Below are 14061 nucleotides of genomic sequence, written 5' to 3'. Positions count from 1 at the left end.
TCGCGCGCATGGCGCTCCTCCCAAATCCCCCGTGCTCATTCAGAGATGCGGAAGACCCCCTCCGGGGCGACTTCGTCGCTGATCCCGGAGGGGGTCTTCCGCATCTCTGGCGGTGGCGGTGGGATTTGAACCCACGGTGGAGTTACCCCCACACACGCTTTCGAGGCGTGCTCCTTAGGCCGCTCGGACACGCCACCGGTAAGAACATTACAACAGCGATGCGTCGGAGCAAAAACGAGATGAACGAACCGTCACTTGCACACCGGCGACGGCGACGGCGACGCAGGCGCCGCAGCGATCGTCGGGAACGACGAACCGACGACGACATCCACACTGTTGCCGTCACGCCCGTCCTGCACGAGCTTCGCGCCCGGCACCAACGTCGCGACATACCGCTTCGCCAGCGCCGCGCCGTCAGGGCCGAAACGCACCTCGCCGACACCGTCCTCGCTGTGTTGATACGGGTCGTTGCCGACGACACCCATCCTGAACCCGTGCGTGCGCAACGCCTCCGCAGCCGTTGCCGCCGCACCCTTCGACCCGCTCGCGTTGTAGACGTTGAGCGTGAACGATGCGCTCTCCGGCGGCGCCGAGCTCACCGTCCCGTTCGGACATGGGCCGCTCTGCTTGCTCGGCGACGAGATGAACGTCGCCGCGAACACGATCGCGCCGAGCACGAGCAGCGCGCAGAAGACGAGGATGGCGATGGAACGGCGCTCGCGACGCTTGCGCGCCCGAGCGAGACCGTTGTCGCGGACATAACTCATAGGGACAAGACCCTTGCGTGGAAGGTGGCGCGCGACTGCAAGGCGGCCCGCAAGGCGCGATGCAGACCGTCCTCCAAGTACAACTCGTTCTCGTACGCGACGACATGCGCGAAGATGTCGCCGTAGAACGTCGAATCCTCCGACAATAGCGCCGACAGATCGAGCGTCGTACGAGTCGTCGTCAGATCCGCCAGACGCACCACCCGAGGCGTCACCGGCGACCAGTCCTTGGGCGTGACGAGGCCATGGTCGGGGTAGGGGCGCGAATCGCCCACGGCCTTGAAGATCACGGCCCTATTTTATGTGCCGACAGTGCTGGGCGCGCACGCGCCGGGCGGATACGCTCACGACGTGACCGAAAAGAATCAGCTCGAAGCCATCCGCAGCGGATACGCCTTCGACGGCGCCTCCCTCGAGCTCGGCGCAGCCGTCGAGGACAACACCGCCAAGCCCGACGTGCAGGTGCGCCTGCCGCTGTCGATGATGAACCGCCACGGCCTCATCGCCGGCGCCACCGGAACGGGCAAGACCAAGACGCTGCAGCTCATGGCCGAGCAGCTCGCCACCAACGGCGTGCCCGTCTTCATGGCCGACATCAAGGGCGACCTGTCCGGTCTCGCCGAACCGGGTGAGTCGAACGACAAGGTCGCCGCCCGCGCGAAGGACGTCGGGCAGGCGTGGGAGGGCAAGGGCTTCGACGTCGAATACCTCAGCCTCGGCGGCGAGGGCAAGGGTGTGCCTGTGCGTGCCACCGTCACCTCGTTCGGCCCGACGCTGCTGTCGAAGGTGCTGGGGCTCAACGCAACCCAGGAATCCAGCCTCGGCCTCATCTTCCACTACGCCGACGCCAACGGGCTCGCCCTGCTCGACCTCAAGGACCTGCGCGCCGTCATCACGCACCTGACGTCCGACGAGGGCAAGGCCGACCTCAAGAACCTCGGCGGGCTCAGCTCCGCGACGGCCGGCGTCATCCTGCGCAACCTCATCGCGTTCGCCGATGGCGGCGCCGAGGTGTTCTTCGGCGAACCCGAGTTCGCCACGTCCGACCTCATGCGCACCGGCGCCGACGGGCGCGGCATCATCACCTGCCTCGAACTGCCGAGCGTGGCCGAGAAGCCCGCACTGTTCTCGACGTTCCTCATGTGGATGCTCGCCGACCTCTTCCAGGAACTGCCCGAAGCGGGCGACCTCGACAAGCCGAAGCTCGTGTTCTTCTTCGACGAGGCGCATCTGCTGTTCGACGAGTCGAGCAAGGCGTTCGTCGACCAGATCGAGCAGACCGTCCGCCTCATCCGCTCCAAGGGCGTCGGCGTCTTCTTCGTCACCCAGACGCCCAAGGACGTGCCGTCCGGCGTCCTCGGCCAGCTCGGCAACCGCGTCCAGCACGCGCTGCGCGCCTTCACGCCCGACGACCAGAAGGCGCTCACCGCGACCGTGCGCACCTTCCCCAAGAGCGGCTACGACCTCGAAGAGCTGCTGACGACGCTCGGCACCGGCGAAGCGATCGTCACCGTGCTGTCGGAGACCGGCGCCCCGACGCCCGTCGCCTGGACGCGCATGCTCGCACCGACGTCGAAGATGGGCCCGGCCTCACCCGAGACGATGGACCGCATCGTGTCGTCGTCGCCGCTCGCACCCAAGTACTCCGAAGCGATCGACCGCGAATCGGCCTACGAGAAACTGCAGGGACGCCTGACGCCCGACACAGCGGGTGCGGGGAACGACGCGGACGCGACGCAGAACCCACCCGCTCCCGAAGCGCCCCACGCGCCCGCCAAGAAGGAGAAGGAAGAACCCGGCATGGTCAGCCAGGTCGTCCACTCCTCCGCCTTCAAGTCGTTCATGCGCTCCGCCGGCACCCAGATCGGCCGCGAGATCACCCGCAGCCTCTTCGGCACCGCCCGCCGACGCTGACGATCGGCGCACCAGGGACGCGCGCACCCACGGCACACGAGGGACGCCCGACCAGGGCGTCCCTCGTGTGACTTCCACCTGCCAGAGCTTGTTTCCCTCAGCAGCCGCCCGACGCTGACGGCGACGCATTCGGCGACGCCGTCGCCTGCGACAAGGGCACGACCTTGCCGTTCGTCGGCCACTTCGAACCCAGATACAGGCGCACGGTCGAACCCTTGATGTCGACAGCGCCCTTCGTCTGCGTGTCCTGCAGCAACCGCGAACCGGGGATACTCATCTGCAGGCGCTGCGCGTCGGGCAGGCCCTCCTCGTCGTACACGATGACGGCGGAGTCGTTCGGATAGTACGCCTTGTCGTTCGCCTCGGCGTCCGCGTGGAAACCCTGTTTGCCGAGCCGACCGGCGACGTCCGCCGCGAGGCCCGGCATGAACGTCGTGTTGAGGACGGTGACGGAGACGTCCTTCACCGCGCGCGGCGGGCGCGGCGTCAGCGAGAACTTGTTGCCGATGACGATGTCGATCGTCGGATCCGTGCGCTCGTCCTGATACAGGTTTGCGTGGGGGATCTGCTTGGCGACGTTGAGCGCGATCGTGCGGCCGTTCTTGCCGTACCGGATCTCGGCGAACTTGGGGGTCGGACGATCGTCGCTCAATGGGTCGTTCTTGACGTCCAGCGTGTGCATGCCGCGCCAGCCGAGCTGCTTCGCGACGGTGGCACCCTCACCGCTGCGGTCGCTCGCGTTGTAGACGTTGGCGTAGATGCTCGACCACGCGACCGTGCGTGACGGCGACGGGTTGCCGGGTGGGCACGTCGGCGCAGCCTGCTTCGGCTTGTCGCTCGAGCACCCCGTCAACGCACCTGCGGCAACGACGAAAACCGCTGCAGTGCTGGCGGTTCGGCGCATCATCACGATCCTTTCGACCCGGCTCGCACGACGACGAACCACCCCCGGAAGTGCCCAGTGTACGGCGGGCCGCGCACCCACGCCGACGGCGACCGTCCCTCGGCGCGCAGACACGACGATGCCCCGCCGGGCGAACCCGGCGGGGCATCGATCACGTGTGGCGGAGGATATGGGATTTGAACCCATGAGGGGTTTCATCCCCAACACGATTTCCAATCGTGCGCACTAGGCCACTATGCGAATCCTCCGCCGAGAACTGTACTGCACCGCGGCGCATGCGCCCAAGTCGGGCGGTGCAAGCAGCGTCGAGGGAACAGCCGGGGAACGACGGGTGCGCAGGGGCTCGTCGGTGCGGGCTGTCACCATGGGGGCGTGACGCACGACAACACGAGCCCCGACGACACCCGCGCAGCCCGTGTGCGCTGGAGCGACCTGCCGCTCGCGGCCAAGCTCATGCTCGTCAGCATCGTGTTCGACTTCATCGGCACCGGCCTCATCATGCCGTTCGGCGTCACCTACCTGCACGAGGTGCGCCACCTCAGCCTGCAGGTGACGGGCATCCTGCTGGCCCTGCCCGCGATCGTCGGGTTGCTCGCCGTCGGCCCCGGCGGTGTCGTCATCGACCGTGTCGGTGCGCGTCGCGTCGTCATCACGGCCGTCGGGCTCGAGATCGCCGGGCAACTGCTCATGGCCGGGGCGCACGACGTCGGGCGGGCCGCACTGGCATTGACGCTCTCCGGAATCGCGACGGGGGTGATCTTCCCGGCCGTGCAGGCTGTGGTCGCGAGCGTCATGCCGTCGGACCAACGGCAGTTCTTCTTCGGTCTCAACTTCACACTGCTCAACCTGGGCATGGGCATCGGCGGGGTGCTCGGCGGGGCCATCGTCGACGTGACGCGGCCGTCGACGTTCGAGCTCGTGTACGTCATCGACGCCGCGACGTTCCTCGTCCCACTCGCGCTGTACCTGGGTCCGCTGCGACACCACGGCGGACGCGTCGAGCACCCCTCGAGCCCTGACGGCGACGCGCCGCGCGGCGGTTACGCGCAGGTGCTACGCGAGCCGACGATGCGGCTGCTCGTGCTGCTCGGATTCATCACGGCCTTCATCGGCTACGCGCAGTTCGGAGTCGGATTCCAGGCCTTCGCCCGCAGCGTCGCGCACGTCTCGACGCAGGTGCTCGGCTGGGCGTACGCGGCGAACACGGCCGTCATCGTCGTCGTGCAGATCCTCGTGCTGCGGCTCGTCTCCGGCAGGCGGCGCACGCGCGCGCTGCTGCTCATGTGTGGCCTGTGGTCGCTGTCGTGGGCCGTGCTCGGCCTCGCGGGCTGGTCGGGGGAGCGCTCCGCGACGATGGCCGGCGTCCTCGTCTGCGCGTCGGCGGCGATCTTCGGCGTCGGCGAGACGTTCCTGCAGCCGACGCTGCCCGCCATGGTCAACGACCTCGCCCCGGACGCCCTGCGCGGGCGCTACAACTCGGCCTCCGCGGGAGCCTTCCACCTGGCCGAGATCGTCGGCCCGCCGTTCGCGGGCCTGCTCATCGGGCACGCCCTGGCCGGCTGGTACACGCTCGCGCTCGTCCTCGGATGCGTGGGCGCGGCCGCCGTCACCCTCGCCGTCGAACGGCGCCTCAGCCCCGCCGTCAACGGGCTCGGCGCGCCGCGCGAACCCGACGTCGCGGGCGAGCTGGCCCTCGAGGTGCAGCGCGCCAAGCTGAGCGGAGAGTAGGTGCGTGAAAACCCCTTCGGTGATGAGCGGCGGCTCGTAGCCTGACGCCATGCCCCGACGCGTCGCCCGTCACGCCGCGCCGCTCGGCGACGGACGCGTCGTGTGGCTGTTCGGCGACACGCGTCGCGCGACCGGCCGCGGGGCGACCATGGTGTCGAACTCGATGCTCATCAGCACGCGGGGGTGCTTCGCGCAGGTGCTGACGGGCGTCGCCGTCATCCCCGATCCCGGTGTTGCGGGCGAGCGGTTGGCGGCGTGGCCGACCTGCGTCATCAGCCTTGATCGCGGTCGATGGAGCGAGCTTTTCGTCTGCACCAACACGATCAGGCGGCACGGCGGGTTCTGGGGGTTCACGCTGCTCGGCACGTCGGTGACGCGCTTCGTCGTGCCGGAGGGCGGGGCGGCGCGCCGCCTCGAGACCGTCGCGCTGAGCGCAGACGACGACACGCTCGACCACATGACGTGGGGGACGGCGAGCGTCGCCGATGACGGGTGGATCGTCGTGTAGGGCACCCGTGCGCCGACGGGCGGCTTCGGACGCGAGGTGTACGTCGCGCGCACGCGTCCGGAGGACATCGAGAACATGGCGCTGCGTCAGTACCGCGGCGCGACGGGCCGGGGCCCCCGACGTCAGATGACGCCCGGGACGCGGCTGGGGCCCTGTGAGACGTGAGCGCCCCCCGCGTACCTGGAAGAGCTCTCCTACCCTTGCTGCATTCCTGCCCTGGGGGAGTTCGGAGAGGTACCACCACGCGGGGGGCTTGGCATGAGTCTACCGGGGAGGCTGCGAGGGCGGTAATCGTGGGGTGGTCGGCGCTCCGGGCGGCCCTGGACGGGTGGTCGGACGAGGCGTGATCGGCCTGTTCGTAGGGCGTTCTCCGCGGAATCTCGGGGTTGTCGGTGCGCGCCACTAGTGTTGCTCGCATGACAACGGCCCTGTACCGCCGCTACCGCCCCGAGACGTTCGCCGACGTCATCGGCCAAGAGCACGTCACCGAACCCCTCATGCAGGCGCTGCGGACGGGGCGCGTCAATCACGCGTACCTGTTCAGTGGTCCGCGCGGGTGTGGCAAGACGACGTCGGCGCGCATCCTCGCGCGTTGCCTCAACTGCGAGCAGGGCCCGACGCCGACGCCGTGCGGGGTGTGCGACTCGTGCGTGGCGCTCGCTCGTGGCGGTGCCGGCAGCGTCGACGTCATCGAGATCGACGCGGCCTCGCACGGTGGTGTCGACGACGCGCGTGACTTGCGTGAGCGCGCGTCGTTCGGCCCGGCGAGCAGCCGCTACAAGATCTACATCATCGACGAGGCGCACATGGTGACGCCGCAGGGCTTCAACGCGCTGCTCAAGATCGTCGAGGAGCCGCCGGAGCACGTGAAGTTCGTGTTCGCGACGACAGAACCGGAGAAGGTCATCGGCACGATCCGCTCGCGCACGCACCACTACCCGTTCCGCCTCGTGCCGCCGAAGAAGCTGAGCGACTACATGGAGACGCTGCTCGACGCCGAGGGCGTCGCGTACGAGCCGGGCGTGCTGTCGTTCGTCACGCGCGCGGGTGGGGGTTCGGTGCGTGACTCGCTGTCGGTGCTCGACCAGCTCATCGCCGGGTCGGGGCCCGAGGGGCTGACGTACGCCGGCGCCGCGAGCCTGCTCGGCTTCACCGATGACGAACTGCTCGACGGCATCATCGAGGCGTTCGCGGCCGGTGACTCGGCGGCGGTCTTCCGGCAGATCGACCGCGTCGTCGAATCGGGCGCCGACCCGCGACGGTTCGTCGAGGATCTGCTCGAGCGTCTACGCGACCTCATCGTCGTCGCGGCCGTGGCCGAGGGTGCGGGCGCCGTGCTGCGCTCGGTGCCGGAGGACCAGCTGGAGCGCATGCGCTCGCAGGCGGCCTCGTTCGGTGCTGGGGCGCTGTCGCGCGCGGCGGACGTCATCAATGCCGGCCTGACGGAGATGACGGGCGCGACGTCGCCGCGCCTGCAGCTCGAACTCATGTGCGCGCGCGTGCTGCTGCCCGGCATCGCGGGTCTCGACGGGTATGCGGCGCGACTCGACCGGATGGAACGTCGCCTAGACATGGGCGAACTGCCGCCTCGTGCTGCCGCGGGGCCGGTGCCACATGCGCCGGCGATGCCTCCCGCCGGTGCGTCGGCGCCGACGCAGGGCGGGGTCGGCGCGAGCGCCGGCGCGGCCTCTGGGGTGGGTGCGAGTGCTGACGGGGCAGGACGCTCGGGCGGTTCCGCCGAGGACGCCGCATCGGCGACGGCGGGTGTGACAGGGGCGGCGGGCGCTCCTCAGCCGGCAACGACACCGAGATGGCAGAGCCCGAATGCCGGTGCAGCGCAGGAGAACTCGTCGACCGGTGACGATCTGTCTCGCGCGCCGGGTGCCGGGGCGGGGGGTGGTCGTGCTGACACCGCCGGCGTTGAGGGCGGGGATGGTCGCGCGGGTCAGTCGGGTGCCTCTCGCCCGGCAGGTCACGGCGAGGCCGCACCCGAGCAGGGTCAGCGGGCCGCTGCGGCCGCGCGCGACGACGCGCGGGTCGAGCAGCCGCAGAGCGTCACGGGAGGCGTGAGCGAGGCCGAGCGAGAGCGCGCGCAGCGTGATTTCGATGCGACGCAGCAGTCCGGCGGCGCGTCGTCGCCGCAGCAGGGTTCCGGCGAGCGCGAGAGCGGTCAGCCGGCGCGCGGAGGCATGAGCACAGACGACATCCGTCGGGCGTGGCCCGACGTGCTCGACCGCATCTTCCGCATCAAGCGCGTCACGTGGACGCTGCTCAGTCAGAACGCTCAGGTGGCCGAGTTCGACGGGCGCCGGTTGATCCTGGGCGCGACGAGCGAGGGCCTCGCCGGCACGATGAGTCGCGGGCAGCACATGGAGGTCGTGCGTCAGGCGCTCATCGAGGCGATCGGCGTCGACGTCGCCGTCGAAGCCCGCGCCATGACGGCCGGTGCCGCGGCGCCGTCGGGTCAGGGCGGGGGTCATCAGGGGGCGGCCAACGCTGCGCAGCCGCGCCAGACGTGGTCGTCGCCGAACGGGTCGCCCGCGGGTAAGGTGCCGAACGCGCAGCAGTCTGCGCGGGGATGGTCGTCGCCGAACGCTGCCCCCTCGGGGGCGCAGGGTTCGTCCCGACCCCAGGGGGATGGCGGGCAGTCTGGCGCATCGGATGGCGGGTCGTGGGGTGACGAGCCCGCGCCGCATGACGCGCCGCCCGACGACAGGTCGCAGTTCGACGAGATGGCGCAGTTCAGCGCGTCGATCGATCCTTCGTCGTCCGCCGGTGGGGCGGCTGACGGGCGTGTGAACGTGCCAGCAGGCTCTCACCGTGGCGAGGGTGTTGACGCTCGCCGCCAGGGCAGCCCGGGCCATGATGGTGGTTCGCGTGGTGCGACGCAGGATGCGTCCGGCCAGAACGCGTGGGGCGATCCCGCCTCGGGAGGAGCGCGCTCCGCTGCGCCGCAGCAGGGTCGTCAGGGCCAGGGACGCCCCGGTGGGTGGCGCGATCGCACCGGTTGGAACGGGGCGCAGGGCGGCCATGCCCGCGTCGATCCGGCGCGGGCCGGCGACCCCGCCGAGGGCGTCGCGCCGCGTGAGGCTGATTCGCCGCGCCAGGACGCAGGCCTCGCGGCTGCCGCCGCGCAGAGCAGCGCGTGGGGTTCGGATTCGCGCGGCGACTGGGGCGCGCAGGCCGGCCCGGCGCCGTCATGGGCGAACGACGACGCGTCTCCCAGCATGCGCGGAGCCGGCCACGGTTCTGCGGACGAATCCTCGCGGAACCAGGGATCGGCCAACGGCGCCTCGAACAGGGGCGACGCGTCCGGTGGCGTCGCGAGGGTGGGCGCGAATCCTTCGGGGCGCTCGGCCGAGGCATCGCCGGCTGACAACGGCGGCCCGAGCAGCGGCGTCGGTGCCAGTGGTGTCGACGACAGTGCGGGTGCGCCCTTGAGCGCGGGGGAGCCCATTCCTGACTGGATGGAGGACGAGCCCGAGACCGACGTCGAGGCCGTCTACGATCCGCTGCCGCCTCGTTCGGGCGAGAGCGATCGAGCCGGTGCTCGCGAGCGCGCCGGCGATGGGCAGGCCGAGGCGGCCCACGACTCGGCGGCGGCGGGCAGCGTTGCGCCTGCGCCGCAGCCGACGCAGGGCGCCGTCGACGACGGGCGCGCGCTGACGCCGCGTCAGCGCGCCGAGAAGGCGGCGCGGGAGGCCGCGCAGCGTCAGGAGGATGCCGAGCGGGGCGGGCGCGGCCGCTTCGATGATGCGTCGGCGAGCGTCGACGACGAGGACATCGAGAACTCGGACGCCGTCGGGCTGCCGATCATCAAGTCGGTACTGGGCGGCACGGTCATCAAGGAAGAAGGCCCTGACGCGAACTGACCTGACGCGGGCTGACGAAAGTCGTGGCAGCGCTGCGTGGCGCGACCGTGACGGATGCCAGGCCTTGGCCCGGGTTCTACCGGGCCGTAGGGCACGGGCCGGCTCGCGGGGCGCGTCAGCACAAGCGGGATGCGACGGCGACATGCCAGCAAGAGCGGGACGCGACAAAGACGCGGCAGTGAGAGCGGGCCGCACAGCAGACGCGTCAGCAAGAACCAGTCACGCGGGAGACGTCAGCAAGAGCGGGGCGCGATGGAGAGTGGGCGAGTGAGAAGAATGATGGGACGCATGGGACGAGCAGGGTTCGCCTTCAGGATCGACACGGCGTTGGCGCCGCATGAGGCGTGGCGGCGCGTCGTCGACGTGTCGGCGCACGGCGAGGTCGTACCGTTCACCACGGGTCGCGGGCCGGCTCCCGAGGACGCAGTCGTCGGGTCGCGCTACGTCGCGCGGACACGGCTCGGGCCGCTTGGCTTCGACGACGTCATGGTCGTCCGGGAGATAGAAGCCGGCCGGCGCGTCGTGTTCGAGAAGGTCGGTCGCCTCCTCGGCGGTGTCGTGACGGTCGAGATCACCCCGGTGCGCCGGGCCGCCGGGCCCGACCGGGCAGACGGCGAGCGCGGCCTCGACGGTGGTGCACAGGTCGCCTGGGCACAGAGCATCACGCTGCCGTGGGTGCCGGGTCGCCTTCGCCCCGCCGCCGCTTTCGTCACCCGCGTGGCGGCACCCGCTATCGGCGCAGGCTATCGCCGGGTGGTGACGAAGCTGCTCGATCCGCACCGCTGACCTACGCCCCGCGCGCTCGATTGGGGTTGTCACCGGTGACGCGTAGGCTTGCCGATCGTGTATGAAGGCGTGGTTCAAGACCTCATCGACGAGCTCGGTCGGCTGCCCGGTGTCGGGCCGAAGTCGGCGCAGCGCATCGCGTTCCACCTGCTCGAGGCGGATGCCGATGACGTTCAGCGTCTCGCGGAGGTGCTGCTCAAGGTCAAGGAGACAGTGCACTTCTGCGAGGTGTGCTTCAACGTCGCCGAGACGAACCTGTGTCGTGTGTGCGCCGACCCGCAGCGCAACCCGGCGCTCATCTGCATCGTCGAGGAGAGCAAGGACGTCGTCGCGATCGAACGCACCCGCGAGTTCCGCGGGCGCTACCACGTGCTCGGCGGTGCGTTGAACCCGATCGAGGGCGTCGGCCCGGGCGACCTGCACATCACCGAGCTCATGGCGCGCCTCAGCGACACGTCGCTCGAGGAGATCATCATCGCGACCAACCCGAACCACACGGGTGAGGCGACGGCGAGCTACCTCGCGCGCCTCATCGGACCGATGGGCGTGACGGTGAGCCGCCTCGCATCCGGCCTGCCTGTCGGCGGCGATCTCGAATACGCCGACGAGGTGACGCTCGGCCGTGCCTTCGAGGGCCGCCGCGTCCTCGTGTTCTGACGCCCCGTGATGTGACGCATCCTTCGTCGCGGGCGTGCCGCCTCGACGAACATGAGTTCGGCCCGACGAATACGAGCGAAATGGTCGAACACGAGCGGCAGATCGCTCAGGTTCGACCATTCCGCTCGTACGGGCCGACAGCTGGTCATATGGCGCCCGTCGCGGCCGCAGAACCAGTATCTGAGCGCTCAGCGAGCCTGCAGGGCGCAGTGCCTAGACTCGCCGTGACCGACCGAAGTCGACCCCCGGAGCAACACCGTGAGCCTGATCGTCCAGAAGTACGGCGGTTCGTCCCTCGCCGACGCCGACAGCATCAAGCGTGTCGCGCGACGCATCGTCGACACGAAGAAGGCGGGCAACAGCGTCGTCGTCGTGGTCTCCGCGATGGGCGACACGACGGACGAGCTGCTCGACCTCGCCGCGCAGGTCAGCCCCGCGCCGCAGGCGCGCGAGATGGACATGCTGCTGACGGCGGGGGAGCGCATGTCGATGGCGCTCGTCTCCATGGCCATCGCGAACCTCGGCCATTCGGCGCGCAGCTACACCGGCAGCCAGGCGGGCGTCATCACCGACGAGGTGCACGGCAGGGCGAAGATCATCGACGTGACGCCCGGCCGCATCCAGCGGGCCGTCGACGAGGGGCACATCGTCATCGTCGCCGGGTTCCAGGGCGTCAGCCAGAGCACGAACGAGATCACGACGCTCGGACGCGGCGGTTCGGACACGACGGCCGTCGCGCTCGCCGCCGCCATCAAGGCCGACGTGTGCGAGATCTACACCGACGTCGATGGCATCTTCACCGCCGACCCGCGCATCGTGCCGAAGGCCCACAAGATCGACCGAATCACCAACGAGGAGATGCAGGAGATGGCGGCACAGGGCGCGAAGGTGCTCATGCTGCGCTGCGTCGAGTACGCCCGCCGATTCGACCTCCCCATCCACGTGCGTAGCTCCTTCAGCCACCACGAGGGCACCTGGGTCGTCAACGACAAAGAAGGAGACACCGTGGAAGACCCGATCATCGCCGGCGTCGCGCACGACCGCAGCGAAGGAAAGATCACGATCGTCGGCATCCCCGACTCACCCGGGCGCGCAGCCGCCGTCTTCCGCGCCGTCGCGGGCGCGGGCCTCAACGTCGACATGATCGTCCAGAACGTCTCCGCCGGCGAGGACAAGCGCACCGACATCTCCTTCACCGTGCCGAAGGACGAAGCGCCCAAGGGTGTCGCCGTCCTCAACGCGATGAAGGACGAACTCGGCTTCGACCGACTCCACTACGACGACACGATCGGCAAGCTGTCGCTCGTCGGCTCCGGCATGCGCTCCAACCCGGGCATCTCGGCGACGCTGTTCCAGGCGCTCGCCGACGCCGGCATCAACATCGAGATGATCTCGACGTCCGAGATCCGCGTCTCGGTCGTGACGAGCAGCGACGAACTCGACGAAGCCGTCCGCCTCGTCCACACCGCATTCGGGCTCGACGCCGACGGCGAGGCCGTCGTCTACGCCGGCACCGGCCGCTGACGGGCAACGTCTGCAATCGCGGAACGGCATCCGGTGCTGACGACGCGACGCCATCATCACAGCGGGGACGCTCGACGTCTGGCCGCGCGAAAGGAACGTCACCCATGAACAAGGAACTGAATCTCGGCGTCGTCGGCGCGACCGGCCAGGTCGGCCGCGTCGTCCTGCAACTGCTCGAGGAGCGGAACTTCCCGATCAAGAGCCTGCGGCTGTTCGCGTCGGCGCGCAGTGCGGGCAAGACGCTGACGTTCAAGGGCGTCGACTACACCCTCGAGGACGCGGCGACCGCTGACCCGAGCGGCCTCGACGTCGCGATCTTCTCCGCGGGCGGCGACACGTCGAAGGCGCTCGCACCGAAGTTCGCGGCGGCGGGCGTCACCGTCATCGACAACTCCTCGGCGTGGCGACGCGACCCCGAGGTGCCGCTCATCGTCAGTGAGGTCAACGGCGAGCAGATCGCGAACACGCCCAAGGGCATCATCGCCAACCCGAACTGCACGACGATGGCCGCGATGCCGGTGCTCAAGCCGCTGCACGACGCCGCGGGGCTGATGCGTCTCGTCGTCTCGACGTACCAGGCCGTCTCCGGATCGGGCGTCGCCGGGGTGGCCGAACTCGCCGGGCAGATCCGCAAGGCCGCCGAGGCCGACATGGAGAAGATGGCGCTCGACGGCGAGGCCGTCGACCTCGGCGCGCCGAACAAGTACGTCGCGCCGATCGCGTTCAACGTGCTCGCCATGGCCGGTTCGATCGTCGACGACGGCACGAACGAGACGGACGAGGAGCAGAAGCTGCGCAACGAATCGCGCAAGATCCTCGACCTGCCCGAGCTCGCCGTGTCCGGCACGTGCGTGCGCGTGCCGGTGTTCAGCGGTCACTCGCTCAGCGTCAACGCAGAGTTCGAGCGCGCCATCACGCCCGAGGAAGCCCGCGACCTGCTCGCCGACGCCCCCGGCGTCGAACTCGCCGACGTGCCGATGCCGCGCGTCGCCGCAGGCAAGGACCCGAGCTACGTCGGACGCATCCGCCAGGACGCCTCCGTCGCCGACGGCAAGGGTCTCGCGCTGTTCATCAGCAACGACAACCTGCGCAAGGGCGCGGCGCTCAACACGGTGCAGATCGCCGAACTCATCGCTGCCGCCGGCTGACCCCCGCCCCAACGGCGATTCCTGTCCCCATCGGCGAATCTCGCCCCCATCTGCGATTTTCGGTCACATGCAACGTGGGTTGGGTGGGGCGGTCAGGCGGGACGTGAAGCCACAGGTGATGGGGCGAGAAGTGCGCCAGGCGTTGGGCCCACGGGATCGAACGGTGCAGACGGCGGGTGCGATCTCGCCCAATCATGTGAGTTTCCAATCGATCTGGCGTCAACCGGGCAGGCGGACGGGTTCGTCGTCAGTG

General features: G+C 69.7%; 11 protein-coding genes, 2 tRNA genes and 1 other RNA gene. 8 read left to right on the top strand and 6 right to left on the bottom strand.

The window, feature by feature from the left end; all coding sequences use genetic code 11:
* Positions 1–107: 107 nt before the first annotated feature.
* The 3 genes from EDC82_RS12725 to EDC82_RS12715 form a co-directional block, all read right to left on the bottom strand.
* Positions 108–197, bottom strand: a tRNA-Ser gene (locus EDC82_RS12725).
* A gap of 54 nt (positions 198–251) precedes the next feature.
* Positions 252–767 (bottom strand): LytR C-terminal domain-containing protein, encoded by a 516-nt coding sequence (locus EDC82_RS12720; protein WP_062257000.1) that lies wholly within the window; start codon positions 765–767, stop codon positions 252–254.
* The gene (locus EDC82_RS12715; RefSeq protein WP_006945312.1) at positions 764–1057 is read right to left on the bottom strand and encodes a hypothetical protein; all 294 of its coding nucleotides are present in this window, start codon (positions 1055–1057) and stop codon (positions 764–766) included. The genes EDC82_RS12720 and EDC82_RS12715 overlap by 4 nt, the downstream gene beginning before the upstream one ends.
* Positions 1058–1118: 61 nt before the next feature.
* Here EDC82_RS12715 and EDC82_RS12710 point away from each other — a divergent pair, with 61 nt between their 5' ends.
* Complete coding sequence (locus EDC82_RS12710) at positions 1119–2681, top strand: helicase HerA-like domain-containing protein (protein ID WP_040014646.1); 1563 nt, start codon at positions 1119–1121, stop codon at positions 2679–2681.
* Positions 2682–2778: 97 nt separating this feature from the next.
* Here EDC82_RS12710 and EDC82_RS12705 read toward each other — a convergent pair whose 3' ends face one another.
* Positions 2779–3588 carry a LytR C-terminal domain-containing protein gene (locus EDC82_RS12705; protein WP_040014643.1) on the bottom strand — a complete coding sequence of 270 codons (810 nt, stop codon included), beginning with the start codon at positions 3586–3588 and terminating at the stop codon, positions 2779–2781.
* A gap of 155 nt (positions 3589–3743) precedes the next feature.
* Positions 3744–3833, bottom strand: a tRNA-Ser gene (locus tag EDC82_RS12700).
* A gap of 124 nt (positions 3834–3957) precedes the next feature.
* On the opposite strand from EDC82_RS12700, the gene EDC82_RS12695 reads away from it, so the two are divergent.
* Positions 3958–5313, top strand: a complete 1356-nt coding sequence (locus EDC82_RS12695) for an MFS transporter (protein WP_131941739.1) — start codon at positions 3958–3960, stop codon at positions 5311–5313.
* A 49-nt stretch (positions 5314–5362) separates the two neighbouring features.
* The gene (locus EDC82_RS12690) at positions 5363–5821 is read left to right on the top strand and encodes a hypothetical protein (protein WP_131941737.1); all 459 of its coding nucleotides are present in this window, start codon (positions 5363–5365) and stop codon (positions 5819–5821) included.
* Between the two features lie 161 nt (positions 5822–5982).
* On the opposite strand, the gene ffs is transcribed toward EDC82_RS12690, so the two are convergent.
* An RNA gene (gene ffs / locus EDC82_RS12685) (signal recognition particle sRNA small type) lies at positions 5983–6077 on the bottom strand.
* Positions 6078–6237: 160 nt separating this feature from the next.
* On the opposite strand from ffs, the gene EDC82_RS12680 reads away from it, so the two are divergent.
* The 5 genes from EDC82_RS12680 to EDC82_RS12660 all read left to right on the top strand — a co-directional run bounded on the left by EDC82_RS12680 (position 6238) and on the right by EDC82_RS12660 (position 13808).
* Positions 6238–9693: a DNA polymerase III subunit gamma and tau gene (locus tag EDC82_RS12680; protein WP_235006227.1), complete on the top strand. Its 3456-nt coding sequence runs from the start codon at positions 6238–6240 to the stop codon at positions 9691–9693.
* A 288-nt stretch (positions 9694–9981) separates the two neighbouring features.
* On the top strand, positions 9982–10479 hold the full coding sequence (locus EDC82_RS12675; RefSeq protein WP_131941735.1) for a hypothetical protein: 498 nt from the start codon (positions 9982–9984) through the stop codon (positions 10477–10479).
* 57 nt (positions 10480–10536) lie between these two features.
* Positions 10537–11136 (top strand): recombination mediator RecR, encoded by a 600-nt coding sequence (gene recR / locus EDC82_RS12670; protein WP_038571803.1) that lies wholly within the window; start codon positions 10537–10539, stop codon positions 11134–11136.
* 258 nt (positions 11137–11394) lie between these two features.
* Entirely contained in the window at positions 11395–12660 is a 1266-nt protein-coding gene (locus EDC82_RS12665; RefSeq protein ID WP_006947193.1) for an aspartate kinase, read from the top strand.
* Between the two features lie 104 nt (positions 12661–12764).
* Positions 12765–13808 carry an aspartate-semialdehyde dehydrogenase gene (locus tag EDC82_RS12660; RefSeq protein WP_006947191.1) on the top strand — a complete coding sequence of 348 codons (1044 nt, stop codon included), beginning with the start codon at positions 12765–12767 and terminating at the stop codon, positions 13806–13808.
* Positions 13809–14061 lie beyond the last annotated feature (253 nt).

The sequence above is a fragment of the Dermacoccus sp. SAI-028 genome, from assembly GCF_004346775.1.
Taxonomy (GTDB): Bacteria; Actinomycetota; Actinomycetes; order Actinomycetales; family Dermatophilaceae; genus Dermacoccus; species Dermacoccus nishinomiyaensis.
Note: the sequence above shows the minus strand (reverse complement) of the source record. Positions and strands in the feature narration are given on the sequence as shown.